This window comes from Serpens gallinarum, from assembly GCF_014836765.1.
Taxonomy (GTDB): Bacteria; Pseudomonadota; Gammaproteobacteria; order Pseudomonadales; family Pseudomonadaceae; genus Serpens; species Serpens gallinarum.
Map to the genome: position 1 here is coordinate 128,185 of NZ_JACSQG010000005.1, position 25,669 is coordinate 153,853.

Genomic DNA, 25,669 nt, shown 5'->3' on the forward strand with positions numbered 1-25,669 from the left:
GTTTCCGATGCGTATCCTGCACACCTCCGACTGGCACCTTGGCCAGCATTTCATGGGCAAGACCCGTCAGGCCGAGCACCGGGCCTTCTGCGCCTGGCTGATCGCCCAGGTGCGCGAACAGGCGGTGGACGCGGTGTTGATTGCCGGCGATGTGTTCGACAACGGTGCGCCGCCCAGCTATGCCCGCGAACAGTACAACCAGTTTATCGTCGAGCTGCGCGACACCGGCGCCGAGCTGGTGGTGCTCGGCGGCAACCACGACTCGGTGGCCATGCTCGGCGAGTCGCGCAGCTTGCTGGCCTGTCTGGGCTGCCATGTGGTGCCAGCCGTTGGCGTTGAACCGGCCGAGCAGCTGCTGGTGTTGCACCGCCGTGATGGCGCGCCCGGCGCGGTCCTCTGCGCGATTCCCTTTATCCGTCCGCGCGACGTGCTACGCAGCGAGGCGGGGCAGAGTGCCGCTGACAAGCAAATGTCGTTGCAGAACGCCATTCACGCCCATTACCAGCAACTATTCACGCTGGCGGAAACTAAGCGCGATGAGCTTGGCGGCGGCCTGCCGATCATCGCCACCGGGCACCTGACCACCGTCGGCGCAAGCGCCAGCGAATCGGTACGCGAGATCTACGTCGGTGCGCTGGAAGCCTTTCCCACCAACGCCTTTCCGCCCGCCGCCTACATCGCCCTCGGCCATATTCATCGCCCGCAAAAGGTCGGCGGTCTGGAGCACATCCGCTACAGCGGTTCGCCGATCGCGCTGAGCTTCGATGAGGCGAGGCAGGACAAGCAGGTGCTATTGGTCGACCTGGACGCACAGGGGCTGCAAACCGTGACGCCGCTGAGCGTGCCGTGCTTCCAGCCGATGTCCAGTCTGCGCGGTTCGCTGGCCGAGCTGGAAACGGCCATTACCGAGGCTGCTCGCTCGGGCAGCGCCGAACGCCCGGTCTGGCTGGACATCCAAGTCACCACGGATGATTACCTGAGCGACCTGCAAGCGCGCATCAGCGCGCTCTGTGCCGAGTGGCCGGTGGAAGTGCTGCGCATCCGCCGCGAGCGCGGCAACGCTGCGGCCAGGCTGCAGAACGAGGCGCGGGAAACCCTGGATGAGCTGAATCCCGCCGAGGTCTTCGATCGCCGTCTGGTCGTCGAGGAGTTGGACGAGGCGCTGCAGCATCAGTTGCGCGAGTTGCATCGTCAGGTGCTTGGGGAACTGCAGGAGAGTCAGGCATGAAAATCCTCACGCTGCGCCTCAAAAACCTCAATTCGCTGAAGGGTGAATGGAAGATCGACTTCACCGCCGAGCCGTTTCGCGACACGGGGTTGTTCGCCATCACTGGCCCCACCGGCGCCGGCAAGACCACCTTGCTGGATGCCATCTGCCTGGCGCTGTATCACCGCACGCCGCGCATGGACAGCCCGTCCGCCAGCGGCAACGAATTAATGACCCGGCACACCGCCGACTGCCTGGCCGAAGTCGAGTTTGAAGTGCGAGGCCAGGCTTATCGCGCCTTCTGGAGCCAGCGGCGCGCTCGCGACAAGGCCGATGGGGCGCTGCAGGCGCCCAAGGTGGAGCTGGCCAGGATCGATGGTGAGCTTCTCGCCGAGCAGACGCGAGAAAAACTGCGCCTCACGGAGGAACTCACCGGACTGGATTTTGCGCGCTTTACAAAATCCATGCTGTTGGCCCAGGGTGGCTTCGCCGCGTTTCTTAATGCTAAGGCCTCCGAGCGCGCCGAATTGCTAGAGCAACTCACTGGCACCGAGATTTACGGGCAGATTTCCCAGCGCGTGTACGAACGGCACAGCGAGGTGAAAAATGCATTGGGCCAGCTGCGTGCCCGCGCCGCCGGCGTCGAGCTGATGGACGAAGAACAACGCGCCGCCTTGCTGGACGAGGCCGAGCATCTGCAGCAAGAAGACACGCGTTTGCATGAACTGACAGAAGAGCTGCAGCGCCAACGGCAATGGCATGACGATCTCAACAAGGCCCAGGCCCGACAGCAGCAGGCTTTGCTGAGTCATCAACAGGCTGAGGCCTCGCTGCAGGCAGCACAGCCGGATCTGGCACGCCTGGCTGCCAGTGAGCCGGCGGCCGCACTGCAAGCGCCACATCGCGACTGGCAACTGGCGCGCCAGGCGGTTGCGCACAGTGAGCAGCGTCTGCAACAGTTGCAGCATGAACAGCAGCAGGTCCTGCAACAGGTAAGCGACTGTTTGTGGCAAGGCCGACATTGGAGTCGCCATCTGCTCGAAGAACGGCAACTGGATTACCAACAGCTCGAAGACCAATTACAGCGTGTGGACGCCGCACTGGCCGCCACGTCCGAGCACAGTCGTTTGGGTGAGCTGATCGTGCATTGGCGCGCCCGGCTTGGAGAGCGTCAACGGCTCGCGGCGGAAGATCGAGAACTGCTTGAGCGTCGCCAACGACTTGAGGCCCACGCGCAGAACCTGCGTCAACGCCGGGATGAACAGCAGAAGCGTTTAGCCGCCCAGCAACAGCGCTTGAATGACGGACAGCTCGCTGAGCAACAGCAACGCCAGCAACTCGACCAGCTGCTGGATGGGCGCAGTGAAGCCGAGCTGCGCGAGCATTGGCAAACCTTGCAACGCCAGGCTGGCTTGTTGGAGCAGTTGCGCCAGTTGGAGGGCACCCGGCAGCAACGACTGGAGCAGCAGGCGCGCCTTGCCTCCTTGCTGGACGAGGTGCGTGTCCAGCAAGGAGGCAAGGCGCGAGAGGTTGAGGCGCAGCGCGCACGCTATCGAGAACTTAAACAAGGCGTTGTCGATCAGGAAAGATTGCTCGAACAGGAGCAGCGCATTCACAAGCTGGAAGCCCTGCGGGCTCAGCTGCAGGATGGCGAAGCCTGCCCGTTGTGCGGCTCCCATGAGCACCCGGCGATTGCCGCCTATCAGGCTCTGGATGTCTCCGCCACTGTGCATGCGCTGACGGCGAAAAAAGCCGACCTGAGCCAGGTGGAAGAACGAGGGCAGGCACTGGCGGCCGAGCTGGCGGCGCTGGGTGAGCGCGTGCGCTTGCTGGAGCAGCAGCATCAGGAGGGCGAGCAGGAGCTGAAGCGCCAGGTCGAGCATTGGCAACAGCTCACGGTACGATTCGGCACCGCGTTGTCTGACGGTGCTGCTCTGGACGCTTGCGAGCAACAACACACGCAGCAACTCTCGGTTGTCGAAACCAGCCTGCAGCGCTTCGACCAGCTCAAGGCTGACCACGACGAGATCATCCGCAACCTGCAGCACGTGCATACGACCTGCGCCGACCTGCAGCAGACGCTGCAATTAGCCGAGCAGCAGTTGCAGCACACTGCCCAGCAGGACAGCGACATCGCCGAACGCCATGCTGTTTTGAGTCAGCATCGGGTTGAGTTGGATCAGCAGCTATTAAAGGAGATGGACGGCTTCGCTGACAGGCTGCCAGCCGATGGCGATGCCTGGCTGCGGGCGCGGGAAGCCGAATGGCAGCACTGGCAGCAGGCCCAGAATTTGCGCCAGCAACTGCACCAGCAGGAGCGGGATATCCAGCACGCGGTTCAGGGGGCGCAGCAGAAGGTGGAGCTGTGGCAACAGCGTTGGTTTGCCTCGGCGCTGTCCGCAAATGCAGCGCAAACCTCGGTGCCGACGGCCGAGATGAGCCCGCTCAAGGCTTTGGAACAGGCTGAAGCGCAACTGACGCGTGGCAGCAGTCGCCACGAGCAACTTCACGGCATGCAACAGGCGCTGGAACGGCAACTGGAACATGAACGACAGCAGTTGAAGGAGCGACAAACCCTCTGGGGTAACGCGTTAATCGCCAGTCCCTTCGACGACGAGGCCGCTTTCCAGGCTGCCTTGCTCGACGCACCGCAGCGTGAGGCCTTGCAGGCGCAAAAAGAACAGCTGAGCCAGGCGCTGACCGCCGCCCGTGCCTTTCTGCAGGAGGCCGAACGGCAACTGGTCGAGCTGCAGGCCCACCCGGTTGGCGGGCTGGAGCGCGAAGTGCTGGAAGAGCAACTGCAGCAGCTCGCAAGTGAGCTCAAAGCGCTGAGTCAGCGCCAGGGTGAAATCCGTGCCCAGCTGTCTGCCGATGAACAGCGTCGGCAGAGTCAGCAGTCGCTGTTCGCCGAAATCGATAAGCAGCAGGGCGAATATGATTTGTGGCAACACCTCAACAGCCTGATTGGCGCGGCAGATGGGGCCAAGTACCGCAAGTTCGCCCAGGGGCTAACCCTGGATCATCTGGTCTATTTGGCCAACCAGCAGCTTGCTCGTTTGCATGGTCGTTACCAACTGGCGCGGCGCAGCAGCGGCGAACTGGAGCTGGAAGTCATCGACACCTGGCAGGGCGACGTGGCCCGCGACTGCAAGACCCTCTCCGGTGGCGAGAGCTTCCTGGTCAGCTTGGCATTGGCCCTGGCGCTATCGGACCTGGTTAGCCACTCGACCAGCATCGACTCGCTGTTCCTCGACGAGGGCTTCGGCACCCTGGATGGCGAGACGCTGGAAATCGCGCTCGATGCCCTGGACAGCCTCAACGCCAGCGGCAAGATGATTGGTGTGATCAGCCATGTGGAGGCGCTCAAGGAGCGGATTCCAGTGCAGCTCAAAGTCAGCAAGGGTGTCGGTCTGGGCTACAGCAGCCTGGAGCGTCAGTTCGCCGTTTAGTCCCTGTCCTCTCGGGTGGGCGCAGCCTTTGCGCCGGGCCTCATCGGCTAAGCCCTTGAGCGGGCGAGGAATTTTTTTGGGCGGAAGGGTAAAAAAAGCAAAATTGGTGGTTGACAGGGGGTCGTATATCCGTAGAATACCGCGCCATCGCAACGGGGTTTCTGGTCAGGCCAGACGTTGAGATTTGGAAGGTAAAAGTTCCGCGATAGCTCAGTCGGTAGAGCAAATGACTGTTAATCATTGGGTCCCTGGTTCGAGTCCAGGTCGCGGAGCCAGCTTCCACTCGGGGTATAGCGCAGCCCGGTAGCGCGCCTGCTTTGGGAGCAGGATGTCGGGAGTTCGAATCCCCCTACCCCGACCAGTTTTGGGTCGTTAGCTCAGTGGTAGAGCAGTTGGCTTTTAACCAATTGGTCGTAGGTTCGACCCCTACACGACCCACCATATAAAACGGGAAGGTTCCTTGTGGACCTTCCCGTTTTTTATTTCCTTCGATTTGATTGGATCGTTGCTAAACGGCCGCTGTTGTAGGGGCGAATTCATTCGCCTGGCGTCCAGGGGGGGCGACACACTGAAGACGCGACGAACTGCGGGGGGCGATACGCTGGTGTTTGTCGCAGCAGATGCGCGGGTTGAGAGTCATGTGTCGCGCGATGAATTTGCCCCTACAGCACGCCGCACAGCAAACCTGTCAGACTGACTATCCCGTCACCAGCCCCGCCAGCATTCTGCTGAGCAATCCAAGCACCAGCACCACGACCAGCACGAGAAGTAAAAGTAGCAACGGCCTGAATGGCTGACGATCAACCCGGTTCTGGGGCAGCTTGAGGTATTCATCGACGCGGCGTTGGTCGTCGGGGTTCAATCGGCTGGTCATGATGACCCTCTGTCGTAAATGGATGACATCAAGCCTAGTTCAGTTGGCCTCGCTCTCCATTACTCATTTCGCTGGCTAACCGTTCGGGCCTTCACGTAAGGCTGCAGCTTCGTTGCTGGGGTATAAACTGGGGATTCCATACCGGTGGTAGCTTGGCATGCGGGAATCCTACTGGCGATTGCGTGACATTGTTCCTCAGGGCGGCTCCGATTTGATGGATCAGCGGCAACTGCTGCCGAATGAGACAGAACGATGATTTCTGCGCATCTGCTGTCATCGGATACGCTATGGCTCGGCTGGCTGGCCTACCTGCCGTTTATTATCTGGGCGATTTGGCGGGCACCCTGGATTGAACTGTTCAGCGATTTTCGTCGGCAACATCTGCTGTTCGGCACTGTGCTGGTGCTGTTTCTGCTCTGGCTTGTGCGCAGAGACTTCGCCTCGGGGCTGTCCTTGCATTTCATCGGCATGACCGCGGTAACGCTCTTGCTGGACTGGCCGCTGGCCATTCTGGCGGGGTTGCTGGCACAGCTCGGACTGATCGCAATAGGGCGTCCCGACCTGGCTGCGCTGGGCATCAACGGGATTCTTCTGGTGTTGATCCCCGTCGCGGTGACCGAGGCGTGTGCGAGCCTGGTTGAACGGGCGCAGCCGAATAACCTGTTCGTCTACATCTTCTTTTCGGGATTCTTTCCCGCGGCGCTGACGGCCTTGTGCTGCATCCTGGCGGGGCTGGGTCTGCTTTGGTTGGATGGCCTTTATCCCATGCCGCCCTGGCTTGAGGACTTTGCCGGTTACATCTGGCTGGTGATGTTCCCCGAAGCCTTTATCAACGGTATGGCGGTCACGGCCCTGGTGGTGTTCTGCCCTGACTGGCTGGAGACCTTCAACCGCGGCCGTTACCTGTCGGCGCCCTGGAAGGATGACGGACCGCCGCAATAAGTTGCGCCGGCGTGATTGTGGGTCGCTGCCCTCGCGGCGAAGCGTGCATAGTCCGAACACTGGCCATGCTCGGGAAGAGCTTCAGCCCAAGGTCGAGCCCCCACAGGTTTGTGCGACACGGACTCTTGTGTGGGAACGACGACCTCGCCGCGAAGGCGTGACCACCGCAAAGGGCTTCGGTCCTGAGATCCAAGTTGTCGTGGATTAGTGCCGCTCAGTGGCGCGAAAGATCCTCCGAAAACAGATCATCCACAACCGGATCGCCGGGTATGGCATGTTCTTCCGCCGCCCAGGCGCCCAGGTCGATCAATTTGCAACGCTCCGAGCAAAACGGGCGGGTCGGGGTTTTGTCATTCCACTCCACGGGCGCGCCGCAGGTCGGACATTTCACGGTGATAGGCTTGTTCATGGCTGGCCTCCTCGCAGGGTCAGATAAAAATGGTGCAGGCGCTCAACTTCGCCTTGCAGCCAAGCCAGGTCGCGATCGTTGACCAGCACGTCGTCGGCATGGCGCAAGCGCTCTTCGCGGCTGGCCTGCGCGGCGATGATGGCGCGGATCTGCGCTTCATCGCTGCCATCGCGGGCCATGGCGCGCTGCACCTGGAGATCTTCGGGCACATCCACCACCAGCACGCGCTGGGTCAGCTGGTATTGCCCGGACTCGATCAGCAGGGGTGAGACAAGGATCGCATAAGGTGACTGGGCGCGACCCAGGTGCTCGATGATTTCCTGACGAATCAGCGGGTGCAGCAGTTGTTCCAGCCAGCGACGCTCCTCGGGGTTGGCAAAAACCTGTGCGCGTAGGGCAGCGCGGTCCAGCTGGCCGTCGGGCAGTAGAATGGTCGTACCGAAATGCGCGGCGATTTTCGCCAGCGCAGGCCGACCCGGCTCCACCACCCAGCGTGCGGCGTAATCGGCATCGACGGTATGAATGCCAAGCTCGCCAAAGTGCTGCGCCGCGGCACTCTTGCCGCTGCCAATACCGCCGGTCAGGCCAAGGATCCAGGGTTTCATAGGGACTTCCGTTCAAGGCAGGCCGGCATGATCGCAGAAACCGGCGGCAGATCGAAGGGCGGGGGTTGGTCGGGTGGGCTGTAGATAGATGTGAACCACGCTTTATCGATCCACAGGGTGGGTGGCGATCCACTGAGCGAGGCCGTGGTCGATGTAAAACGGTATCCGCCTAGATCAATGAAACCCAGCAAACTGCAGGTAACGCTGAGTGATGTGCTCCCCCCAGATCAGCGCAATCCAGCCGGCAATGGCCAGGTAAGGGCCGAAGGGAATTGGCGTCCCGGTGGCGGCATTGCGCAGACGCAGCATGATGATGCCCAGAATGGCGCCCACCAGCGAGGACAGCAGGATGGTCAGCGGTAGAATCTGCCAGCCGCCCCAGGCGCCGAGCATGGCCAACAGCTTGAAATCGCCGTAGCCCATGCCTTCCTTGCCGGTCAGCAGCTTGAATAACCAGTACACCGACCACAGGCTCAGGTAGCCGGCCACCGCGCCCCACAGAGCGTCTTCCAGGCTGGCGAACAGGCCGAAATTATTGACGATCAGCCCCAGCCACAGCAGCGGCAGCACCAGTGCATCGGGCAGCAGCTGGTGATCGCAGTCGATCAGGCTCATCGCCAGCAGCCCCCAGGTGAGCACCAGCATGGCTGCGCACGGCCAGCCGTAGCCGAAGTGCCAGGCAACAAAGGCGGACAGCAGTCCGCAGGCCAGTTCCACCAACGGGTAACGAGGGCTGATGGCCTGCTGGCAGCCGGAGCACCTGCCGCGTAACGCCAGCCAGCTGAGCAAGGGAAGGTTTTCCCAGGGGCGAATCCTGTGGCCGCAATGCGGGCAGGAGGAGTTCGGAGTCAGTAGATTAAATGCCGGGACAGCCGGCTCGGCGGGCAATTCGAGTATGTCGCGGGCCTGCACCTTCCAGTCACGCTGCAGCATCACCGGCAGGCGGTACACCAGCACATTGAGGAAGCTGCCGACCAGCAGGCCGAGCAGCAGGGTGCATAAAACAAAGACCAGCGGGTGGCTGGCCAGATAATCGACAAGGGACATCTTCAACCCTCTGGAAAAGTCCGGAATGCTCTGTGGGGGCCGGCTTTGCGGGGCAATGTATTTGTCCCTGTGTTGGCTTCAACTCGACAGCCGGAATAAATCCGGCCCACAGTTAGCTAGTTGCGCCTTAAACCACAGCACCCAGCTGGAAGATCGGAAGGTACATGGCAATGATCAGACCGCCCACCAGCACGCCGAGCACCGACATGATCATCGGCTCCATCAGCGAGGTGAGGCCATCGACCATATTGTCCACTTCGTCTTCGTAGAAGGTAGCGACCTTGTCGAGCATGCCGTCCAGCGAACCGGACTCCTCGCCGATGGCGGTCATCTGCAGGGCCATTGCCGGGAACACGCCGGTGGTGCGCATTGAGAAGTTCAGCTGCATGCCGGTGGAAACGTCCTGTTTGACCTTGTTCACCGCATACTTGAACACCACGTTGCCGGTGGCGCCGGCTACCGAGTCCAGCGCATCCACCAGCGGCACCCCGGCAGCAAAAGTAGTGGCCAGGGTGCGGGCGTAACGGGCGACGGAGGATTTATAGATAATGTCGCCGACAACCGGCATTTTCAGCAGCGAACGGTCCACAAGGTCGCGAAATTTCTGCGAGCGTTTGTGCGCTTCCTTGAACGCGAAGCCAGCGCCGAACATGGCGATCAGGATGATGAACCACCATTTTTGCAGCGCTTCGGACAGACCAATCACCATCTGTGTGAAGGCCGGTAACTCGGCGCCGAAGCTGGAGAATACTTCCTGGAACTGCGGCACTACCTTGATCAATAGGATAGCCGACACGATGATCGCGATCAGTACCACAGCGATGGGGTAGTTCATCGCCTTCTTGATCTTGGCCTTTAGCGCCTCGGTCTTTTCCTTATAGGTGGCCACCCGGTCGAGCAGGGTTTCTAGCGCGCCGGATTGTTCGCCGGAGTCCACCAGGTTGCAATAGAGGTCATCGAAATACTGAGGACGCTTGCGCAGCGAGTTGGCCAGGCTGTTACCGGCCGCCACGTCCTGCTTTACGTCATCGACCAGCTTGCGCATGTTCGGGTTATCGAAGCCTTCGCCGATGATGTCGAAGGCGCTCAACAAGGGCACGCCGGCTTTCATCATGGTTGCCATCTGCCGAGTGAACAGGGCGATGTCCATTGGCTTGATCTTCTTGCCGGCGCTGAACAGTGACACCGACTTCTTGCGCACCTTGAGGGGGTTGATGCCCTGTTTGCGCAACTGCGCCTTGACCAGTGCCGGGTTCGGGCCACTCAGCTCGCCCTTGACCTTCGCGCCACGCCGATCCGTACCTTCCCAGCTGAACAGGCTGGTTTTCAGTGCTTTTTCCGCCATGGTTAATCCTTGGTCACCCGGTTGACTTCTTCGAGGCTGGTTACGCCCTGCATGGCCTTGAGCAGGCCCGAGGTGCGCAGGTCGTTGAACCCGTCCTTGCGCATCTGTGCGGCGATATCGATGGAATTGCCGTCCTCCATGATAATCCGCTGCAGTGCAGGGGTATTTTTAACCACTTCATAAATACCGACGCGGCCTTTGTAGCCTGCTTTGCAATTCTCACAACCCACCGGACCGTAGAGCTTGAACTTACCGATCTGTGCTTCCGGGAAGCCCTCGCTGAGCAGTGTCTCGCGCGGCACCGGTACTTCCTTCTTGCAGCTCGGACACAGCTTGCGAGCCAGGCGCTGAGCGATGATCAGGTTTACCGAGGTGGCGATGTTGAAGGCTGCCACGCCCATGTTGCGCAGGCGCGTCAGTGTTTCGGCGGCGCTGTTGGTGTGCAGGGTGGACATCACCATGTGGCCGGTCTGTGCGGCCTTGATGGCAATCTCGGCGGTTTCCAGGTCGCGGATTTCCCCAACCATGATCACGTCCGGGTCCTGGCGCAGGAAGGCGCGCAGCGCCTGGGAGAAGTCCATGCCCTGGCGCGGATTGACGTTGACCTGGTTGATGCCTTCCAGGTTGATTTCCACTGGGTCTTCAGCGGTGGAAATGTTTATGTCCACGGTGTTGAGAATATTCAGGCCGGTATACAGCGACACCGTCTTGCCTGAGCCGGTGGGGCCGGTGACCAGAATCATGCCCTGCGGCTGCGTGAGGGCGCTGAGGTACAACTCTTTCTGTGACTCCTCGTAACCCAGCGCATCGATGCCCATTTGCGCACTGGATGGGTCGAGAATCCGCATCACGATCTTCTCGCCCCACAGCGTGGGCAGGGTGTTGACGCGAAAGTCGATGGCCTTGGTCTTGGAGATCTTCATCTTGATCCGGCCATCCTGCGGCTTGCGCCGCTCGGAAATATCCAGCCCGGCCATTACCTTTAAACGTGCCGAGATACGACTGGCTAACTGAATCGGCGGGCGTGCCACTTCATGCAGTACACCATCGGTACGCAGTCGCACGCGGAAGGCTCGTTCGTAGGGCTCGAAGTGCAAGTCCGAAGAGCCGCCCTTGATCGCATCCAGCAGCATCTTGTTGACGAAACGCACCACTGGCGCGTCGTCGGAGGCTTCGCCGTCGTCCCGCGTGGCCTCGTCGTCATTGCCATTTACGATATCCAGGCCGTCAAGATCGACATCGTCCAGATCAGTCATGGAGCCGGTCGCCGACTCGTAGAACTTGTCGATGGCCGCGCCGAGTTTGTCGTCTTCCACCAGGATGCCTTCGGCATTCAGCCCGGTGCTGAACTGGATATCGCTGATCGACTGATGGCTGGACGGGTCGGAGAGGGCGACGAACAGCTTGTTGCCACGCCGCCACAACGGCAACACGCGGTGCTGGCGAGCGAGCTTCTCGCTGATCAGCTCCTTGGGTTGCTGCTCCTTGTCGATAGCAGAAAGATCTACAAAGGCCACACCGAACTGCTCGGCCGCCAACTCCGCCACCGCGCGGCCCTTGGCCAGCTTGTTCTGCACCACATAGGTGATCAACGACAGGCTGTTGCGCTGCGCCTGCAGCTGGGCCTGCTGGGCAGTTTTCTCATCGAACAGGCCGGCCAGCACCATCTGCCTGGCCAGCCCGGAAAGATTTACGTGGGTATTCATGAGGCGCGCTCCGGTGTAATGCGCAGCCTTATAACCCGGCGGCGAAAGCACTTCTCAAAACTGGCGCACACAGTGACGCAAATCGTCACTTGTGGTGAATTTGGGGAGAGAAGCGATATATACCGCTATGTCAAAAAATGAATAATCACTTTTTAAGTGCTGATCGCGACTTTTGAGTGTGACGTGGTTCGTCTGGCGATGCGTTAAGGGTCACAAATTAGTTACGTTACTCGGGGAGTAACTAGGAAGTTAAAAGTTGCTGTAAGGCTTGTTACGCCAGGCTTTGCCGTCGGTTTAGCGTTGCTTTTATTATGGTGATAGTGGCGTTTTAATGGTTCGGTATTGGCACAGCCGCTGCAACTCCATGAGCAGGTCAGCGGACCTTCTACATCTCATGGGAGAGACACATGAAAGCTCAAATGCAAAAGGGTTTTACCCTGATTGAACTAATGATCGTAGTCGCGATTATCGGGATTCTGGCTGCGGTGGCGCTGCCGGCCTACCAGGATTACACGTCCCGTGCGCGTGTTTCCGAAGGTCTTCTGTTAGCGACCGAGGCGAAGAACCTGGTGGCAGATAATGCGGTCAACGTCATGCCGGCGGCGACTGGAGGGTTGGCGACTGGGTATCCGGCGGTTAGCGCTGTGGGTGGCGTACCAGCCCCTTGTGTTGCGGCTGGTCCCTGCCAGCAGGTGGTCGGGGATGGTGCCGGTGCGGGATCCATCAACGTGTTGGATTTGATCATTGATTCGGATTCGGGTGAAATTACCATCAACCTTTCCGAGCGTGTGGCAGATGCCACGGCTAATACCGTCGTACTGGTTCCGGCATCCAATGGTGCCCCGTTGGTTGCCGGCACCCGTCCCACTGGGCCGGTAATCTGGACCTGCTTCGCAGCGGGTCGCGTCGCTCCGGCTGGCAGCGGCATTACAGCCCCGGCTGCCGCCACCCTGCCGCTGAACCTCGCACCCGCCGAGTGCCGTGGTTAATAGGAGTTAGTCGCCGCGCAGGTTGAACCCTGCGCGGTGGCGCCTCGCCTGAATATCCAAAACCCTGCCTCGCTGGCGGGGTTTTGTTCGACTGATTCCAGCCGAGTTTTATGGAGGTGGTCATGCCTGCCCGTATCAAAGCTTTTCTAGTGCATCTGGCCTTCTCATTGGTTATTGCGCTGCTGGCCATATCATTGGTGTTTCGCCTTTGGTATCCCGCGCCTTTGCATGAGGCGTTAGGTGCTACGCATATCTTCCTGCTATTGCTGCTTGTCGATGTGACACTCGGCCCGCTACTTACCCTGTTGGTATTCAAGGTCGGCAAGAGCAGTCTCGTCATGGACCTGACTATCATCGCCTGCCTGCAAGTAGCGGCGCTGGGCTATGGCGTCTGGACCGTAGCCGAAGGCCGACCAGTCTGGATTGTCTTCAATGTCGATCGTTTCGATGTGGTTACGGCGCTGGACATCGACCGAAGGGAACCGGACAAGGCATTCGAATATGGCACGGCGCCTTGGAGCGGGCCGCAATGGGTCGGGGCCAGCCAGCCCGAAGACCCTGAGCAGCGCAGCAGGATCGTTCTCGAAGCGTCCTTGGGTGGCAGTGATATAGCTCAGCGTCCGAACCTCTATAGGCCGCTGGGGGAAATGGCTGAGATCATAAGGCAGCGTGCGCAACCGCTGGAAAAGCTCAGTGACTTTAACGAGGCTACCGTGGTGCGCGATGCTCTGCAGAATTGGCCAAGCGCATCCGCCTGGGTGCCACTGATGGCGCGGGTCAAGCCAATGGTGGTGTTACTTGGCGAGAATAACAGCGATGTAGTGGCCATTGCTGAGCTTAACCCTTGGAAATAACCTCCTAGCTAGGGGAAGCTTTCATCCTCGCTAGTAGCGGCTACTGACACCGATACGCTTACTAATTGGCACCCGGTTAAGGCTCGTATATCTGCTGCCTCCAGAGCATCGTTTGCCCGTTGATTCCCTCAGCATGGAATGCTAGTTTACGCGCCGCCGCCGGAATAGCTCAGTAGGTAGAGCAGCGCACTCGTAACGCGAAGGTCGCAGGTTCGATTCCTGTTTCCGGCACCATGATTCCCTTCGGGCCTTCCCTTTTCAGGCCCGGACGAAAACCGGCCCTCAGGCCGGTTTTTTTTACGTCTATCTTTTGCCGTAACCGGCAAATCTAACACCCATCAAAGCGGCCAACTCACAACCAGCGAATAGCTTTCGATGCCCTCGTTCGGGCTTTTCAGGCCGGCGTTTGAGTAGTGGATGGCGCGGATGCCCAGCCGACCTCCGTTGCGCAGTTGTAGGCCGGCGCCCAGGCGGTCTTCAAAGTGCAAGGCCGAGCTCATGTTGCGTCCGCCCACTTCGATGCCGGAAAACAGCGCGGCGCCAATGCCGAATTCCATGAATGGCTGGGCGCCGTCGGCGTTGAAGGTGTAAACGAGCACTGGACTGAGGGACAACGAATGGGCGCCGGCGGCTTCGTCGCCGCTCTGCCAATAGGTGTAGCCAGCGTCCCAGTGACCGCCGAGGTGCCCGCTTTCGGTCTGCCACCAGCTTTGCTCCCACGCGCGCGACAGGCCTGCGCGATAGGTCATTTCCCCTTGGCCGGTCACGCCGATGGCGCCAGACAATTCGGCGGCTTGGGTTGTGCCGGCCATTACACAGCCAAGAGCAAACAGAGTGGGCACGAATTTGCGGGACATCGAAAGGGCTCCTTGTGCCTCTAAACCTCCGCTCCGGGAGCGGGTGGTTTGAGGTATCACTTCTGTATCGAATTACGATTCTCTGTATCGCTATGTGGGATTCTAGCGGCGTGATTGAGTCGAAATCCAACGCCTTTCCCGAGGGGTTACATCGGTTTTTTGGGCTAGACGTGGCCAAGCGGCTAGGCAGCGCTGGCCTGTGCCGCGACAGCCCACTACAGTAGCGGCTCTTCCTGTACACACCGTCCAGCCAAAGAGAAGTGCAATGAGTCAACCCGATGAAGCCATTGAGGTAGGTAAGCAGGCCGGCATCCAGGTGATTGCCCGGGCGGCGGCGATCATGCGGGCGTTGGGCAACAATCCCCAGGGTTTGAGCCTGGCTGCCATCGCCCAGTTGGTTGAGCTGCCGCGTTCCACGGTGCAGCGCATCATCAATGCGTTGGTGGATGAGTTCATGGTGGAGTCATCGGGCCCCTCGGGTGGTTTTCGTTTGGGGCCGGCGCTGGGGCATCTGATCAACCAGACGCAGTGCGACATCATCTCGCTAACCAAGTCGCGTCTGGCGGAGCTGGCCGGCCAGCTGCAGGAGTCGGTGTGTTTGTGTCGGCGGGTGGGTGACAAGGTGCATGTCATCGACCGCATCGTGGCGGAGCGGGAGCTGCGCGTGGTGTTCCCCATCGGCGTGCATGCCAGTGTGCTGTGCGTACCGGCAGGGATGGTGCTGTTGGCGGCCGATGAGGCTGCGGTGATCGACTCTGCGCTGCCTGTGCCGCTGTCGCTTGAGACGCGCCAGCAGCTCAAGGAGATTCGCCGCAGCGGCGTAGCCTTCGGCACGGACGATGTGCTAGAGGGAGTCAGCACGTATGCCGTGGCGCTGGATACCTACCTGGGCTTTTTCTCAGTGGCAGTGGTGGCTCCGACTTCACGGGCCGCGCCGCGGGCTGAAGTATTCAGACAGGCGTTGCTGGAGTGCAAGCACAGCGTGGAACGAGCCATCGGTCGGACGCCGGAGCTGTGTGGCCGTTGAGATTAAATATACGGGTGCCTCTAAGAGTTGAGTGCGAGCCAGCTTGCGGTAGGCAAACAGTCCGCTAGAGCGACTCAAACACCCAAGTGCGCCCGCAGCACCGCGACGACGCCAGCCCCCGCCTTGCTGGCCGCACCCTCGGCAAATTTTTTCGCCACGCCTTTGAACAGCGCCTTGCGCTTATCAGCATTGCCTTCCTGGCGGGAGCGCTCGTAGCCCTCACGAAAGGACTGCAAGGCCTCGGGGTCAAACACGGCATCCAGCACCTGAAACAGGCCATCGGCCGAGACTTTGACGATTTCGGTGTTGAACGAGTAATCGAAGATGTGCTGATAGGTCTTGAGTTGGCCCTGTAGCCAGTTCTTGGCCAGGGTGTCTTCGATGATCAGGCCGATCTTGTCGCCATCGGTTTCCAGCGTCGCCTTGCTCAGCGCTGCCAATAGCCGTCCCATGGCTTGATCCTCGATGCGACCGCCGAATTTCAGGGCCGCTTCATAGCGCAGCTTCTTGATTTTGTTGACCGGCGTTTTCAGGCGTTCGCTGACCGCCTGGTTGCCATAATTGGCCAGCGGGCCGGAGCCGTGCAGGCCGTAGCGATGCAGCAGGTGCATGACCAGCGCGTCGATATCGGCCTTGGGCATTGAACCGAGGCCCAGCTGCAGATAGTGCTCGAGAAACTCGTCTTCGAAACCACTCATGTTTCGGTCTCCACTGTGCTCAGTGGCAGGCCAGGTTCTGCTTGAGCGGCGGGCGGCGATGGACAGCCGTTTCGCTATTGGGCCGAAGACGCAGCGCGCAGGTTCACTCCAGGCCGAGTTTTTTCAATCGATAGCGCATCGAGCGGAACGTCAGCCCCAGACGCTGGGCAGCGGCGGTGCGGTTCCAGCGGGTTTCTTCGAGCGCCTGAAGGATCAGGTCGCGCTCAATCGCTTCCAGGTGATCTTCCAGGTTGTCGATGTGCGCCAGGCTGGTGGGACCACTGTCGCCGCCACTGTTGATGGCGTCGGTCAGGCGCAGGTCGCTGGCGCGTATTTCATCCCGTTCACACAGGGTGTAGGCGCGCTCAAGCATGTTTTCCAGCTCACGCACGTTGCCAGGAAAACGGTAGCTCTTGAGTTTTTCCAGGGCGTCGGGATGCAGGCGAGCGGGCGCCTGGCCGCTGCCTTCGGCCAGGCGCATGAGCATTGCATCGGCCAGCACGGCGATGTCTTCGCGGCGTTCGCGCAGTGGTGGCACGCGCTGTTCGATGACATTGAGGCGGTAGTAAAGGTCCTGGCGGAAGCGCTCGGCGGTCACTTCGGCAGCCAGATCCTTGTGCGTGGCGCTGAGGATGCGCACATCGACCACCACTTCTTGCTGGCCGCCCACCGGGCGCACCGCCTTTTCCTGGATAGCGCGCAGCAGTTTCACCTGCATCGGCAGCGGCAGGTCGGCAACTTCGTCGAGGAATAGGGTGCCGCCGTTGGCGGCCTGGAACAGGCCCTGCTTGTCTTCGATGGCGCCGGTGAAGCTGCCTTTTTTATGGCCGAAGAACTCGCTTTCCATCAGTTCACTGGGGATAGCGCCGCAGTTGACCGGCACGAAGGGCCGCTCCGCGCGTGGGCCGAGCTCGTGAATCTGTCGGGCAACCAGCTCCTTGCCGCTGCCCGACTCGCCGCTGATGTAGACCGGGGCCTGGCTGCGCGCCAGTTTGCTGATTTGTTTGCGCAGCGCGCGCATCGGCGGTGATTCTCCCAGCAGGCGGCTGTCCACCGGCTGGTCATGGTCTGCGGTGCGCAGGCGCAGAGCGGTGCCCACCAGTTCGCGCAGGCGGGTCAGATCCACTGGCTTGGTGAGAAAGTCAAAGGCGCCGGCCTTGAGGGCGTTGATGGCGGTGTCCAGGCTGCCATAGGCGGTAATCATCGCCACGGGAGTCTGGGGGTGGCGCTGTTGAATGTAGTGCACCAGTTCCACGCCGGTGCCGTCGGGCAGGCGCATGTCGGTCAGGCACAGGTCGAACGGCTCGCGGGCCAGCCATTCGCGGGCTTCCTTGAGGTTGCGCGCGCAGCGGGTGTCGAGTTTCATGCGCCCAAGGGTGATTTCCAACAGTTCACGAATGTCGGGTTCGTCATCCACGATCAAGGCTATTTGGCGACTCATGGGACAGACTCTTTCTTGTTGTTAGAAGTGACGGATTCTTCGCCCCAGCTCACTTTGCGCGGGTGGGCGAAGATGATGCGAAAACAACTGCCGCCTTCCGGACGGGAGCGGTACGCGAGGCGCGCCTGATTGCCTTCGCACAGTTCGCGCGAAATATACAGGCCCAGACCGGTGCCTTTGCTATCGGTTGTGTAAAACGGTTCAAAAATACTCAATTGCTGCTCGGTATCCACGCCGGGGCCGTCGTCGAGAATGTCGAGTACTGCCAGGTCGCTGTCCGGGTCCCGGTACAGTTTGAGCCACACTTGCCCGCGCGGGTTGTGCTGCGCGCTGTAGCGCATGCCGTTCTGCACCAGGTTGCTCAATACCTGGGTCAGTTGGTGCGGGTCGATGCGCGTCTGGATGGTGCCGCTGGTGGTTTCCAGATGCAGGTGCTGGTTGGCCTTGGCCGTGCTGCGAAACTCGCTGGCGAAGCGGTGCATCCAGTATTTGAGGTCCAGCAGTTGCGGGGCTGATTTGCGGTTGCGAGACAATTGCAGAACGTTTTCGATCACCAGGTTCATGCGCCGCGACTGGTCTTGAATGATCTGCGCCAGGCGCCGGTCCGGAGCGTCCAGCTCTTCGGACTCATGCAACAGTTGGGCGGCATGGCTGATGGCACCGAGCGGGTTGCGGATTTCGTGGGCAATGCCGGCAGTCAGACGACCCAGGGACACCAGTTTCATTTCATGGGCGCGCTGGGCGATTTCGGAGACGTCTTCCAGGAAGATCAGCGTGTCCTGCTGGTCCCCGCGTTGCAGCGTGCTGAAGCTGGGTTGCAGGATGCGCTCATCCTGCCCGACATGCAGGTTGGAAGGGCGTAGTGAGGGATTGCATGACCATTGTTGCAAGCGCTCAAGCAGCTCTGGGTAATTCACCGTCAGAGGCTCGCCGATCAAGGTGCTGACACCAAGCATGCGCAATGCGCTCTGATTGACCTGGACGACGTTTTGGCGGGCATCGACCACCAAAATGCCCGTGTGCATGCGCTGCAGGATCAGGTTGTTGAGCACCTCCAGGTTGGCGATATCGTTGGCGCGTTGCCGGGCGAGGTCCTCACTGACGCGCAGGTGACGCGTCAGGGTTTGCACCACCATCGCCACGGCGAAACACAGCGCGCCGAGGGCGCCGGCCTGGATAAACTGGTTGGCGGCCGCCGGGCGGCTGAGGCTGATATGGAACGTCAACAGAATGAAGCTGAGCGCAGCGCAGGCGGCGATCAGCAGGCCGCTGTTGCCACGCAGCAGAATATTGGCAATCGCCACCGCGACAATCAGCAGGCTGCCCAGGCCGCTGGAAATACCGCCTGCCGCGTAGAGCAACGCGGCGAGCAGCAGCACATCGAACAAGGCCAGGCTGAAGAACTGCAGGTAGCGCGGGCGCCGGAGCCGTACCGCAATGAACAGGTTGGCGATCAGGTAGACCCAGCTGCCTTGCCGGAACAGTTGCGCATGGGTCAGTTCCAGCAGGCGGTCGTCCAGATTGCTGGAGATCAGGAAAACCAATAGCAAGCCGACGATCAGACGGTAGAGGTGGTACAGGCGCAAGACGCGCCGTCCGGGCTCACCGTGCAGGGTCAGGCTGTTGTGGCTCACTGATCGTGACGAGCCTGTTCGAGATGAGCCTGGCTGCAAAACCATTGGTCATCTTGCTGCAGGGCCAGATGCTGGGGCAGATGCACGTGGCAGTGAGCGCAGCGCACCATCGGTTCCGCCTGGGGGCGGGAAGTGCTGGTCGTTGACCGTGAGCGGGTGAAACGTCGCCACAGCCAGAAGGCTGCAGCGATAAGGGCAATCCAGAACAGCACGCGAAACAGGCCCATAATCTTCTCTTTGAACGCGAAAGGCAGCAGTGTATCCAAGCTGGAGACGTGATCCCAGCGGCTGAAGGCCGCGCTGTGCATTGTTTCCGCAGATAGCCTTGGCGTGTTATGTAAAAACGCAGGCATAGTTTTTCAACAAACTGTTAGGGACAATGGCAGACAACGTGCCGAACGGCGCTGCGATTATTGATGGAGACGGCCATGAGCCAAACCCTGCGGGTCGTAATGGCCCAGTTGAATCTGCGTGTCGGCGATGTGCATGGCAACGTCGAGCGCCTGATTGAAGCGGCCAAGAGCGCCCGCGATCAATGGCAGGCGGATGTCATCCTGTTTCCCGAGCTGGCGCTGTGCGGCTATCCGCCCGAAGACCTGCTGCTGCGCTCGAGCATGCAGCTGCGCATCGAGCAAGGCTTGCGCCGCCTGCGGGACGAAGTGCGCGGCATCTACATGGTGGTCGGCTACCCCTGGTTGGAAGACGACAAGCGCTACAACGCGGCGGCGGTGATCGCGGACGGCGAGCTGCTGGTCAGCTATTACAAGCAGCAATTGCCCAATTACCGAGTATTCGACGAGAAACGCTATTTCGACGCCGGCGACCAGCCGTGTGTGGTTGAGATCAAGAGCGTGCCGGTGGCGGTCACCATCTGCGAAGACATCTGGCTCCCCGAGCCGATGGCCCAGGCCAAGGCGGCTGGCGCCCGACTGATGCTCAGCCTGAACGCCTCGCCCTTCCACCTGGACAAGCAGCGCGAGCGTGAAGCCATGCTGGCTCAGCGTGCTCAAGAAGGTGGCATGCCGATTGTCTACGTAAACCAGGTGGGCGGCCAGGATGAGCTGGTGTTCGATGGTGGCAGCTGCGTGGTCGATGCCGATGGCCGCGTGTGCCAGCGCGCGCGGATGTTCGAAGAAGGCGTGTTCCCCGTCGATCTGCTCTGCAACGCGCACAGCATCGAGCCCCGTGACAGTCATCCCGCGCCTTTGCCGGAGTTGGAAGCCAGTGTGTACCAGGCGCTGGTCACCGGCGTGCGCGACTATGTGCACAAGAACGGTTTCAAGGGCGTGGTACTCGGTCTCTCCGGCGGTATCGATTCGGCCCTGACCCTGGCGGTGGCGGTCGATGCCCTGGGGGCCGAGCGCGTCGAGGCGGTGATGATGCCGTATCACTACACCGCGCAGATCAGCCTGGAAGATGCCGAGGCGCAGGCGCAGACCATGGGCGTCACTTATCGTGTATTGCCCATCGCGCCGATGGTCGAGGCGTTCATGGACACCCTGTCGCCCGTGTTCGCCGGCCTGGGCCGCGACACCACCGAGGAAAACCTGCAGGCGCGCTGTCGCGGCACGCTGCTGATGGCCATCTCCAACAAGCGCGGCTCGCTGGTGCTGACCACCGGCAACAAGAGCGAAGTGGCGGTGGGCTACTGCACGCTGTACGGCGACATGGCTGGCGGCTTTGATGTGCTCAAGGATGTGCCCAAGACCCTGGTGTTCCGCCTGTGCGAATACCGCAACAGCCTGGCGGGTGAGGTGATCCCGCAGCGGGTCATCGACCGTCCGCCGTCCGCCGAACTGGCGCCGGACCAGAAAGACGAAGACTCGCTGCCGCCCTACCCGGAACTCGACGAAATCCTCAAGCTGTATATCGAATATGACCTGTCGGCCAATGCGATCATCGCCGAAGGCTTCGACGAGGACACCGTCCGGCGCGTGCTGCGTCTGGTCGATCTCAACGAGTACAAGCGCCGCCAGGCTGCAGTTGGGCCGCGCATTACTCAGCGAGGCTTCGGGCGTGACCGCCGGTATCCGATCACGTCGGGCTGGCGACTGGGCGACTGAGGCTGAGTCGAAGCGCTGGCTGGGTACAGCCATGGGAGTCTAGGCAAACCGCTGTCTTCGTCGCGGGGTCGCGACTCCCACACTAGGCCGTGCTCACGCGAATTCACTGTGGGAGCCCGCCCTCGGGCCAAAGCTTTCAAGGCTTTGGGGATAGGGCACCGCTCTCCCAAAAACCGAGCCCGCCATGCGCCTACGAGGCGCTGGTTCGCCCGCAAGGCCGCTTTCTACAGCCTTTTATCCATGCCAAAAAATGAACTGTCAGGTGATCCCCGGGTCGTTACAGAGAGCTCACTAGCTCCGTTTCGCTCTTCACCCACGACAGAACAAGAGGCATAGATATGAAACGATTGCTGAGTATTTCGACGCTGGCCGCTGCGATCTTTCCGGTAGTTGCTCTTGCTACCCCCGTCACCGGGGATCAGGAAATCACCCTGAGTGGCGCCGGTAGTAGCGATAAGGACTTCGACAGCACCGTCATGGCCGTTCAGGGTAGCTGGGGGCAGTATCTGAGTGAGCAATCCCTCTGGGGAATACGCCAGTCCATCAACATTCGCGATGACGAGGGCGATGACACCAAGTTCGACGGTTCAACCCGGGTGTTTTACGACTACCACTTCGGCACCGGCAATACCCGGCCATTCATAGGCGTGAGCCTGGGTGGCGTGTATGGCGAACAGGTGGAGGAAAGTTTCATGGCGGGGCCGGAAATCGGCATCAAGCACTGGGTCGCGGACAAGACCTTCATCACCGCCATGGCCGAGTATCAGTTCCTCTTCGAGAGTGGAAGCGAGGCGGATGACCGTTTTGACGATGGACTCTTTCTCTACAGCCTGGGTATCGGTTACAACTTCTGAGTCATGCGAGTCAAAGGCGCGGCCCCAAGGCCGCGCCTTTTTGCGTTTCTGAAATCAGCGTTTACCCATCGACTTGCTGCTGCCTTTGGGTGGCAGGCCAGGCCGTTGGTCGTGATTGGATTTGTTGCCCTTTTGATGCCAGGGCTGATCGTTTTTCTTGTCGGCCGCGTAGGCGCTGGGCGAAAAGGGGAAACTGAAGGCGGGAATGCCGGGCTTGGCGGAGGCGGATTCCGGTTTGCTCGGGCCCGACTCGCGGTCAGTGGATTCGGCATGGGGTGCATCAGCAGATGCTTGCATCGCGTGGGTGGTCATAAGCGTTCGTGGTGCGCCGAGGGAGAAGAAGGCCTGGCAGTATACCTGCCGTCTTTTGTGCACTGGTCATAATCTGTATCTCGAATCAACGCGCGGCATGCGGCCATTGGTAGCATCGGTCTTGCTTAAAGTCCTGAACAATGTCATAGCTTTCATGCCGTTCGATCATCAGAGCGGCGGATCAAGACGAAGAAGGATGACCTTATGCAAATCCAGGTTCACAGCGATAACCACATCGAAGGCAGTGCCCGTCTCGCAGATTGGGTCAGTGCCACGGTCGCCAGCAAGCTGGAGCGCTTTGACGACGAACTGACCCGCATTGTTGTCCACCTTAACGACGAGAATGGTGACAAGTCCGGTGCCCAGGATAAGCGTTGCCAGATCGAGGCGCGCCCCAAGGGGCTGCAACCGATTTCCGTCACCCACCGGGCCGAAGCCTTGGAGCAAGCCCTGGACGGTGCCATCGAGAAACTGGGCAATGCCTTGAGTCATCAGTTTGGCAAGCTGCGTAGCAAGCGTGCCGTCACCCAGCCGTTGCAAGGCGGTCAGCCTGAGACGATGAGTCAGGATGCCTTGCTCGAAGAAGACTTCCTGGCTGACGAACAAGCCCGTCTGTAATCTTCTCCTTTTAACGGCAGGCGCCCCGTGAGCGCCTGCCGTTTTTCGTTGTAATCCACCCATTCGTTTCGTCGAGTCAGCGCAACTCTCATCTCCTCCAGCCGTCTACTGAAGTGTCATTCGACACCTGAAAAGAGAGCTGTCATGGGAAGCACAGGCGATAAAATCAAAGGTACCGCCAACGAAGCCGCCGGCAAGATCAAGCAAGGCGTCGGCGAAGCGACCGATAATGAGCGGATGAAAGGTGAAGGTAAGGCCCAGGAAGTGAAGGGCGAGGGTCAGCAACTCAAGGGCGATCTCAAGGACGCCGTGAAAAAGGGCGTCGACAAGGCCTGACCTCGAACAACTCCCACGCAGCCTCGCGTGGGAATTTATTAACTCTGCTAAACCACGTGCCATAGCTCCCGCAAACGCGGGAGCTCAATGGTTTGGTCTTGCCGTCGCGGGCCGCTTCAGCCAGCCAATCCGACATAAACGTTCTGAACATCATCGTGGTCGTCGATGGCTTCCAGGAAGGCCTCGACTTCAGCCAGGGCTTCGGCGCTCAGGTTGCTGACCGGGTTCTTCGGTCGGTAGCCCAGCTTGGCCGAGTGCACGGTAAAGCCGAACTCGGGCAACGCGCGCGACACCGCATCCAGATCGGTCGGGTCGGTGATGAACAGCGTGTCGCCTTCGTCCGCTGCTTCGAAATCCTGAGCGCCCGATTCGATGGCCGCCAGTTCTGCATCGGCGTCACCCTCGGGAGTCGCTTCGATCAGGCCGACGTGATCGAAATCCCAGCTCACCGAGCCGGCGCCGCCCAGTTGGCCCTTGCGAAACAACACGCGAATTTCCGCCACGGTACGGTTCAGGTTATCGGTCAGACACTCGACGATCAGCGGCACCTGATGGGGGGCAAAGCCTTCATACAGGGTGCGTTCGTAGTGGACGGTTTCGCCGCTCAATCCGGCGCCTTTCTTGATGGCGCGATCCAGGGTGTCCTTGGGCATCGAGGCTTTCTTGGCCTGGTGCACGGCCAGGCGCAGCTTGGCGTTGGTATCTGGGTCGGCGCCGTTACGCGCGGCGATCATGATTTCCTTGACCAACTTGCCAAAGATCTTGCCCTTGGCATTGGCGGCGGCTTCTTTAGGTTTGGCTTTCCACTGGGCGCCCATGGTTTCTCTCATATGCGGGAGGAGGAAGGTGAGTCGCAGATCGACTGCAACGCAGGGGCGAATTCTACGCCGTGGCCTTTAAAGCATGAACAATCCGCAACAAACCCTTGCGCGAATCGGCAGCCCACCGTTTGGCCATAACGGGCTGTGGCTGGATGCATTCAGACAACGGCCGGGCGCGGCCGCCGAAATTACGGTTGCTCCAGCCAGGCTTCGGCTGCCTGCGCTTCGTCTGGCGCGAACGCTTTGATTTTTAATCCGGGAATCAAGGCGCCTTCGATCTTGCTGGCGATGCGCAGCCAGCGTTTGTCGGCGATCACGGCGCAGCGCTCAAAGCGGCGGATGAGGATGAACAGCTGAGCGACTTGCGACAGTTCCATGGCCAGGGCGCCGAGCGAAGGCCTGTCGAAATCGTGGATGCAATAGCGCATGCGGCCATGGGTGAAGCCGGTGGAGGCATTCATCAGGTGATCGACCAGCACGTGCAGTTCGTCGCTGTCGAGCTTGCCGGAGAGCTGCACATCGAGGCGGTTATCGGCTATTCGCTTGACGTGAAACATGCTGTTTCTCCCGAATACCTGTTGTTTCAGGCTAGTCCAGGAACAGCAGGAGACGCCCCCGTGGGCTGGGGGCGCGGTGCATCAGTCCTGGCGGCTGGTGACTTCCAGCAAGTGATAACCGAACTGGGTTTTCACCGGGCCCTGCACGACATTCAGCGGGGCGCTGAATACCACGGTATCGAATTCCTTGACCATCTGGCCCGGGCCGAACGAGCCGAGGTTGCCGCCGTCACGGCTGGATGGGCAGGTGGAGTTTTCTTTAGCGACTTTGGCGAAATCGGCACCGCCTTCGATGGCGGCTTTCAGTTCGTTGCACTTGGCTTCGCTGGCAACAAGGATGTGACGGGCAGTGGCTCGGGCCATGGGGGGTACTCCTATCAATGAAGGGGCGGAGCCTACCGTAAACACTGCGGATGTGCATCGGGCCGCGCATCGAAGTTGCAGGCGGGACCCACCCTTGAAACGACGCGGCGGTTGCTATTGATGCGGCGCACCGTCGCGTCGTACCGCATCTTGGCGGCCGGGTAACCGGCCGCCAAGTGGCTGGCGTAATGCCAGACTGAAGCGTTGCGCTCAGGTAAGCAGCTCAGGGGGGATCGTACCGCCATGCTGGGCCAGCTTCTGCATCACGGTCTTGTGCAGCCAGGTATTCATCTGGGCGGAGTCGCTCATCAATTGCGGCGGGCAACCCAGCTCGGTGGCCAGCTCCTTGCGATGCTCCAGGCTGCTGTCCAGACCCAGCAATTTCAGCAGGTCGACAATCGAGGTACGCCAGTTGAGTTGCTCCGAATGGCTGGCAGCCATGCCGTCGAGTTTGGCGGTGACGTCGACGGTACTCATGGTGCTGGAATCGCCCACGCCGCCCAGAGCTGAACCGGCGCCCGGAACTGTCGTGGCATTGGATGCAGCGTCAGGACGATTCGCGTCCGCCACCGTGCCCGTCGACGGTTGGGGGGATGTGGGCACCGTCTTGTCGTCATGGCCGAAACCGAGTTTTTCTTTGATCCGATCGAACAGGCCCATG

At 60.5% G+C, this 25,669-nt stretch carries 26 protein-coding genes and 4 tRNA genes; 14 read left to right on the forward strand and 16 right to left on the reverse strand.

The genetic code is table 11. The features are described 5' to 3' along the window. Positions 1-7 precede the first annotated feature (7 nt). The 5 genes from sbcD to H9642_RS11335 all read left to right on the forward strand — a co-directional run bounded on the left by sbcD (position 8) and on the right by H9642_RS11335 (position 5,097). Positions 8-1,228 (forward strand): exonuclease subunit SbcD, encoded by a 1,221-nt coding sequence (gene sbcD, locus H9642_RS11315; protein WP_251836553.1) that lies wholly within the window; start codon positions 8-10, stop codon positions 1,226-1,228. Further along, entirely contained in the window at positions 1,225-4,656 is a 3,432-nt protein-coding gene (locus tag H9642_RS11320) for an SbcC/MukB-like Walker B domain-containing protein (protein WP_251836554.1), read from the forward strand. The genes sbcD and H9642_RS11320 overlap by 4 nt, the downstream gene beginning before the upstream one ends. A gap of 199 nt (positions 4,657-4,855) precedes the next feature. After that, a tRNA-Asn gene (locus tag H9642_RS11325) sits at positions 4,856-4,931 on the forward strand. Between the two features lie 9 nt (positions 4,932-4,940). Continuing rightward, positions 4,941-5,017 (forward strand) — tRNA-Pro (locus H9642_RS11330). A 5-nt stretch (positions 5,018-5,022) separates the two neighbouring features. Further along, positions 5,023-5,097 (forward strand) — tRNA-Lys (locus H9642_RS11335). A 256-nt stretch (positions 5,098-5,353) separates the two neighbouring features. Here the strand turns inward: H9642_RS11335 and H9642_RS11340 are convergent. Continuing rightward, on the reverse strand, positions 5,354-5,530 hold the full coding sequence (locus tag H9642_RS11340) for a DUF3094 family protein (RefSeq protein WP_251836555.1): 177 nt from the start codon (positions 5,528-5,530) through the stop codon (positions 5,354-5,356). Positions 5,531-5,782: 252 nt separating this feature from the next. Between H9642_RS11340 and H9642_RS11345 the strand changes: the two genes are divergently transcribed. Then, complete coding sequence (locus tag H9642_RS11345) at positions 5,783-6,472, forward strand: energy-coupling factor ABC transporter permease (protein ID WP_251836556.1); 690 nt, start codon at positions 5,783-5,785, stop codon at positions 6,470-6,472. A gap of 214 nt (positions 6,473-6,686) precedes the next feature. Here H9642_RS11345 and yacG read toward each other — a convergent pair whose 3' ends face one another. The 5 genes from yacG to pilB all read right to left on the reverse strand — a co-directional run bounded on the left by yacG (position 6,687) and on the right by pilB (position 11,584). After that, on the reverse strand, positions 6,687-6,881 hold the full coding sequence (yacG, locus tag H9642_RS11350) for a DNA gyrase inhibitor YacG (RefSeq protein WP_251836557.1): 195 nt from the start codon (positions 6,879-6,881) through the stop codon (positions 6,687-6,689). Continuing rightward, positions 6,878-7,486, reverse strand: a complete 609-nt coding sequence (gene coaE / locus H9642_RS11355) for a dephospho-CoA kinase (RefSeq protein ID WP_251836558.1) — start codon at positions 7,484-7,486, stop codon at positions 6,878-6,880. The genes yacG and coaE overlap by 4 nt, the downstream gene beginning before the upstream one ends. A gap of 174 nt (positions 7,487-7,660) precedes the next feature. Further along, positions 7,661-8,533 (reverse strand): prepilin peptidase, encoded by an 873-nt coding sequence (locus H9642_RS11360; RefSeq protein ID WP_251836559.1) that lies wholly within the window; start codon positions 8,531-8,533, stop codon positions 7,661-7,663. 127 nt (positions 8,534-8,660) lie between these two features. Further along, positions 8,661-9,878 carry a type II secretion system F family protein gene (locus H9642_RS11365; RefSeq protein WP_251836560.1) on the reverse strand — a complete coding sequence of 406 codons (1,218 nt, stop codon included), beginning with the start codon at positions 9,876-9,878 and terminating at the stop codon, positions 8,661-8,663. A 2-nt stretch (positions 9,879-9,880) separates the two neighbouring features. After that, a complete protein-coding gene (pilB, locus tag H9642_RS11370) occupies positions 9,881-11,584 on the reverse strand; it encodes a type IV-A pilus assembly ATPase PilB (protein ID WP_251836561.1) in 1,704 nt (567 codons plus the stop codon). Positions 11,585-11,991: 407 nt separating this feature from the next. On the opposite strand from pilB, the gene H9642_RS11375 reads away from it, so the two are divergent. From H9642_RS11375 to H9642_RS11385, 3 genes are all read left to right on the forward strand, one after another. Beyond that, entirely contained in the window at positions 11,992-12,573 is a 582-nt protein-coding gene (locus H9642_RS11375) for a pilin (RefSeq protein ID WP_251836562.1), read from the forward strand. A gap of 122 nt (positions 12,574-12,695) precedes the next feature. Next, positions 12,696-13,427 carry a TfpX/TfpZ family type IV pilin accessory protein gene (gene tfpZ, locus H9642_RS11380; RefSeq protein ID WP_251836563.1) on the forward strand — a complete coding sequence of 244 codons (732 nt, stop codon included), beginning with the start codon at positions 12,696-12,698 and terminating at the stop codon, positions 13,425-13,427. 158 nt (positions 13,428-13,585) lie between these two features. Continuing rightward, positions 13,586-13,661 (forward strand) — tRNA-Thr (locus H9642_RS11385). Between the two features lie 104 nt (positions 13,662-13,765). Here H9642_RS11385 and H9642_RS11390 read toward each other — a convergent pair. Continuing rightward, positions 13,766-14,284 (reverse strand): acyloxyacyl hydrolase, encoded by a 519-nt coding sequence (locus H9642_RS11390; protein WP_251836564.1) that lies wholly within the window; start codon positions 14,282-14,284, stop codon positions 13,766-13,768. A 265-nt stretch (positions 14,285-14,549) separates the two neighbouring features. On the opposite strand from H9642_RS11390, the gene H9642_RS11395 reads away from it, so the two are divergent. Beyond that, positions 14,550-15,311 carry an IclR family transcriptional regulator gene (locus H9642_RS11395; protein WP_251836565.1) on the forward strand — a complete coding sequence of 254 codons (762 nt, stop codon included), beginning with the start codon at positions 14,550-14,552 and terminating at the stop codon, positions 15,309-15,311. Between the two features lie 74 nt (positions 15,312-15,385). Here the strand turns inward: H9642_RS11395 and H9642_RS11400 are convergent, their stop codons facing one another. The 4 genes from H9642_RS11400 to H9642_RS11415 all read right to left on the reverse strand — a co-directional run bounded on the left by H9642_RS11400 (position 15,386) and on the right by H9642_RS11415 (position 19,311). Then, positions 15,386-16,009: a hypothetical protein gene (locus tag H9642_RS11400; RefSeq protein WP_251836566.1), complete on the reverse strand. Its 624-nt coding sequence runs from the start codon at positions 16,007-16,009 to the stop codon at positions 15,386-15,388. 103 nt (positions 16,010-16,112) lie between these two features. Then, positions 16,113-17,450, reverse strand: coding sequence for a sigma-54-dependent transcriptional regulator (locus H9642_RS11405; RefSeq protein WP_251836567.1), 1,338 nt, complete (start codon positions 17,448-17,450; stop codon positions 16,113-16,115). Next, positions 17,447-19,084 (reverse strand): sensor histidine kinase, encoded by a 1,638-nt coding sequence (locus H9642_RS11410; protein WP_251836568.1) that lies wholly within the window; start codon positions 19,082-19,084, stop codon positions 17,447-17,449. The genes H9642_RS11405 and H9642_RS11410 overlap by 4 nt, the downstream gene beginning before the upstream one ends. Further along, positions 19,081-19,311 carry a PP0621 family protein gene (locus H9642_RS11415; RefSeq protein WP_251836649.1) on the reverse strand — a complete coding sequence of 77 codons (231 nt, stop codon included), beginning with the start codon at positions 19,309-19,311 and terminating at the stop codon, positions 19,081-19,083. The genes H9642_RS11410 and H9642_RS11415 overlap by 4 nt, the downstream gene beginning before the upstream one ends. Before the next feature lie 201 nt (positions 19,312-19,512). On the opposite strand from H9642_RS11415, the gene H9642_RS11420 reads away from it, so the two are divergent. Together H9642_RS11420 and H9642_RS11425 are read left to right on the forward strand one after the other, a co-directional pair. Further along, positions 19,513-21,147: an NAD+ synthase gene (locus H9642_RS11420; RefSeq protein WP_251836569.1), complete on the forward strand. Its 1,635-nt coding sequence runs from the start codon at positions 19,513-19,515 to the stop codon at positions 21,145-21,147. A gap of 338 nt (positions 21,148-21,485) precedes the next feature. Further along, on the forward strand, positions 21,486-22,001 hold the full coding sequence (locus H9642_RS11425) for a hypothetical protein (RefSeq protein ID WP_251836570.1): 516 nt from the start codon (positions 21,486-21,488) through the stop codon (positions 21,999-22,001). A gap of 54 nt (positions 22,002-22,055) precedes the next feature. Here the strand turns inward: H9642_RS11425 and H9642_RS11430 are convergent, their stop codons facing one another. Further along, positions 22,056-22,313: a hypothetical protein gene (locus tag H9642_RS11430; RefSeq protein WP_251836571.1), complete on the reverse strand. Its 258-nt coding sequence runs from the start codon at positions 22,311-22,313 to the stop codon at positions 22,056-22,058. Positions 22,314-22,517: 204 nt separating this feature from the next. Between H9642_RS11430 and H9642_RS11435 the strand changes: the two genes are divergently transcribed. Then, the gene (locus tag H9642_RS11435; protein WP_251836572.1) at positions 22,518-22,931 is read left to right on the forward strand and encodes an HPF/RaiA family ribosome-associated protein; all 414 of its coding nucleotides are present in this window, start codon (positions 22,518-22,520) and stop codon (positions 22,929-22,931) included. Positions 22,932-23,075: 144 nt separating this feature from the next. Further along, on the forward strand, positions 23,076-23,267 hold the full coding sequence (locus tag H9642_RS11440) for a CsbD family protein (RefSeq protein WP_251836573.1): 192 nt from the start codon (positions 23,076-23,078) through the stop codon (positions 23,265-23,267). Positions 23,268-23,383: 116 nt separating this feature from the next. Here H9642_RS11440 and H9642_RS11445 read toward each other — a convergent pair whose 3' ends face one another. From H9642_RS11445 to H9642_RS11460, 4 genes are all read right to left on the reverse strand, one after another. After that, positions 23,384-24,085, reverse strand: a complete 702-nt coding sequence (locus tag H9642_RS11445) for a YebC/PmpR family DNA-binding transcriptional regulator (RefSeq protein WP_251836574.1) — start codon at positions 24,083-24,085, stop codon at positions 23,384-23,386. A gap of 191 nt (positions 24,086-24,276) precedes the next feature. After that, positions 24,277-24,645 (reverse strand): SpoIIAA family protein, encoded by a 369-nt coding sequence (locus H9642_RS11450; protein ID WP_251836575.1) that lies wholly within the window; start codon positions 24,643-24,645, stop codon positions 24,277-24,279. 81 nt (positions 24,646-24,726) lie between these two features. Continuing rightward, positions 24,727-25,008 (reverse strand): peptidylprolyl isomerase, encoded by a 282-nt coding sequence (locus H9642_RS11455; RefSeq protein WP_251836576.1) that lies wholly within the window; start codon positions 25,006-25,008, stop codon positions 24,727-24,729. Positions 25,009-25,218: 210 nt separating this feature from the next. After that, the gene (locus H9642_RS11460; protein WP_251836577.1) at positions 25,219-25,668 is read right to left on the reverse strand and encodes a DUF3597 domain-containing protein; all 450 of its coding nucleotides are present in this window, start codon (positions 25,666-25,668) and stop codon (positions 25,219-25,221) included. Position 25,669 lies beyond the last annotated feature (1 nt).

Excerpts from the sequence above, each read along its gene's own strand:
- sbcD (WP_251836553.1), top strand. The coding sequence starts at position 8 with ATGCGTATCCTGCACACCTCCGACTGGCACCTTGGCCAGCATTTCATG.
- H9642_RS11320 (WP_251836554.1), top strand. The coding sequence starts at position 1,225 with ATGAAAATCCTCACGCTGCGCCTCAAAAACCTCAATTCGCTGAAGGGT.
- H9642_RS11340 (WP_251836555.1), bottom strand. The coding sequence starts at position 5,530 with ATGACCAGCCGATTGAACCCCGACGACCAACGCCGCGTCGATGAATAC.
- H9642_RS11345 (WP_251836556.1), top strand. The coding sequence starts at position 5,783 with ATGATTTCTGCGCATCTGCTGTCATCGGATACGCTATGGCTCGGCTGG.
- yacG (WP_251836557.1), bottom strand. The coding sequence starts at position 6,881 with ATGAACAAGCCTATCACCGTGAAATGTCCGACCTGCGGCGCGCCCGTG.
- coaE (WP_251836558.1), bottom strand. The coding sequence starts at position 7,486 with ATGAAACCCTGGATCCTTGGCCTGACCGGCGGTATTGGCAGCGGCAAG.
- H9642_RS11360 (WP_251836559.1), bottom strand. The coding sequence starts at position 8,533 with ATGTCCCTTGTCGATTATCTGGCCAGCCACCCGCTGGTCTTTGTTTTA.
- H9642_RS11365 (WP_251836560.1), bottom strand. The coding sequence starts at position 9,878 with ATGGCGGAAAAAGCACTGAAAACCAGCCTGTTCAGCTGGGAAGGTACG.
- pilB (WP_251836561.1), bottom strand. The coding sequence starts at position 11,584 with ATGAATACCCACGTAAATCTTTCCGGGCTGGCCAGGCAGATGGTGCTG.
- H9642_RS11375 (WP_251836562.1), top strand. The coding sequence starts at position 11,992 with ATGAAAGCTCAAATGCAAAAGGGTTTTACCCTGATTGAACTAATGATC.
- tfpZ (WP_251836563.1), top strand. The coding sequence starts at position 12,696 with ATGCCTGCCCGTATCAAAGCTTTTCTAGTGCATCTGGCCTTCTCATTG.
- H9642_RS11390 (WP_251836564.1), bottom strand. The coding sequence starts at position 14,284 with ATGTCCCGCAAATTCGTGCCCACTCTGTTTGCTCTTGGCTGTGTAATG.
- H9642_RS11395 (WP_251836565.1), top strand. The coding sequence starts at position 14,550 with ATGAGTCAACCCGATGAAGCCATTGAGGTAGGTAAGCAGGCCGGCATC.
- H9642_RS11400 (WP_251836566.1), bottom strand. The coding sequence starts at position 16,009 with ATGAGTGGTTTCGAAGACGAGTTTCTCGAGCACTATCTGCAGCTGGGC.
- H9642_RS11405 (WP_251836567.1), bottom strand. The coding sequence starts at position 17,450 with ATGAGTCGCCAAATAGCCTTGATCGTGGATGACGAACCCGACATTCGT.
- H9642_RS11415 (WP_251836649.1), bottom strand. The coding sequence starts at position 19,311 with ATGGGCCTGTTTCGCGTGCTGTTCTGGATTGCCCTTATCGCTGCAGCC.
- H9642_RS11420 (WP_251836569.1), top strand. The coding sequence starts at position 19,513 with ATGAGCCAAACCCTGCGGGTCGTAATGGCCCAGTTGAATCTGCGTGTC.
- H9642_RS11425 (WP_251836570.1), top strand. The coding sequence starts at position 21,486 with ATGAAACGATTGCTGAGTATTTCGACGCTGGCCGCTGCGATCTTTCCG.
- H9642_RS11430 (WP_251836571.1), bottom strand. The coding sequence starts at position 22,313 with ATGACCACCCACGCGATGCAAGCATCTGCTGATGCACCCCATGCCGAA.
- H9642_RS11435 (WP_251836572.1), top strand. The coding sequence starts at position 22,518 with ATGCAAATCCAGGTTCACAGCGATAACCACATCGAAGGCAGTGCCCGT.
- H9642_RS11440 (WP_251836573.1), top strand. The coding sequence starts at position 23,076 with ATGGGAAGCACAGGCGATAAAATCAAAGGTACCGCCAACGAAGCCGCC.
- H9642_RS11445 (WP_251836574.1), bottom strand. The coding sequence starts at position 24,085 with ATGGGCGCCCAGTGGAAAGCCAAACCTAAAGAAGCCGCCGCCAATGCC.
- H9642_RS11450 (WP_251836575.1), bottom strand. The coding sequence starts at position 24,645 with ATGTTTCACGTCAAGCGAATAGCCGATAACCGCCTCGATGTGCAGCTC.
- H9642_RS11455 (WP_251836576.1), bottom strand. The coding sequence starts at position 25,008 with ATGGCCCGAGCCACTGCCCGTCACATCCTTGTTGCCAGCGAAGCCAAG.
- H9642_RS11460 (WP_251836577.1), bottom strand. The coding sequence starts at position 25,668 with ATGGGCCTGTTCGATCGGATCAAAGAAAAACTCGGTTTCGGCCATGAC.